This window comes from Cohnella cellulosilytica, assembly GCF_042431195.1.
GTDB classification, from domain to species: Bacteria; Bacillota; Bacilli; order Paenibacillales; family Paenibacillaceae; genus Cohnella; species Cohnella cellulosilytica.
This window is the reverse complement of the sequence record NZ_JBHMDN010000074.1, coordinates 1-922: the sequence shown is the minus strand read 5'-3', so window position 1 is coordinate 922 and position 922 is coordinate 1. Positions and strand designations below refer to the sequence as shown.

The window sequence follows — 922 nt, the reverse complement described above, 5'->3', positions numbered from 1 at the left end:
CTTACAACTCCCCGAAGCACTATCGCGGTTCGTCGCGTCCTTCATCGGCTCCTGGCGCCTAGGCATCCTCCGTGCGCACTTATTAGCTTAACCTACCTGCAACCACTAAGATTAGCCGTAAGGATAATCTTTGGTTGTCAGTCCGCTGCGATCCGTTAATATTGGCCGTAAGGTCAATATTCGGTCGTCAGCATAAGTTGACACTAGTAAGGCAAGACGATACTTCTTCTTCGCGCTAACATGTTCATCCGAAGACGTTCATGTCGTTTGGTTCGCTATCCAGTTTTCAAGGTACAAGGTTCTCTCCCGCACATCAACGCGTCGTCGATGTGCGTAGGTAAAGATGGTGGAGACAAGGAGGATCGAACTCCTGACCCCCTGCGTGCAAGGCAGGTGCTCTCCCAGCTGAGCTATGTCCCCATGGGTATACAGTTAAACCTCTTGGTTGGCCTTAGTGGACTCGAACCACCGACCTCACCCTTATCAGGGGTGCGCTCTAACCAGCTGAGCTAAAGGCCAATATTGCGCCCCTTCATGCTGGGCCTGTACGCTCTTCTCTACTCGACTTCTCGAATCAGAGAAAAGACCGGCTTGGCAACGTCCTACTCTCCCAGGACCTTGCGGTCCAAGTACCATCGGCGCTGGAGGGCTTAACGGTCGTGTTCGGGATGGGTACGCGTGGCACCCCTCCGCCTTCATCACCAAACCGGTTGTTGAAAGACTTCTCCGCCTAAGCGGGATTGCTCTTTCAAAACTGAACTTGAGCGTAAGAAACGGTTTGCCACTTCCTTTTGTTGACAACCTTGCGGTTGCAACTGGACCGTGGTCTTTTTAGCTCCGAAGAGCTCCTTAGAAAGGAGGTGATCCAGCCGCACCTTCCGATACGGCTACCTTGTTACGACTTCACCCCAATCATCTACCC

Annotated in this window: 2 tRNA genes and 3 rRNA genes; all 5 read right to left on the bottom strand. The window is 52.6% G+C overall.

The features are described from left to right. Window positions 1-93 (bottom strand): 23S ribosomal RNA (locus ACFFT4_RS32315); the annotation flags it as partial. A gap of 251 nt (window positions 94-344) precedes the next feature. Beyond that, window positions 345-420, bottom strand: a tRNA-Ala gene (locus ACFFT4_RS32310). Window positions 421-442: 22 nt separating this feature from the next. Continuing rightward, window positions 443-519: transfer RNA gene (locus tag ACFFT4_RS32305), tRNA-Ile, on the bottom strand. A gap of 70 nt (window positions 520-589) precedes the next feature. Beyond that, a 5S ribosomal RNA gene (gene rrf, locus ACFFT4_RS32300) occupies window positions 590-706 on the bottom strand. Between the two features lie 147 nt (window positions 707-853). Next, window positions 854-922 (bottom strand): 16S ribosomal RNA (locus ACFFT4_RS32295); the annotation flags it as partial.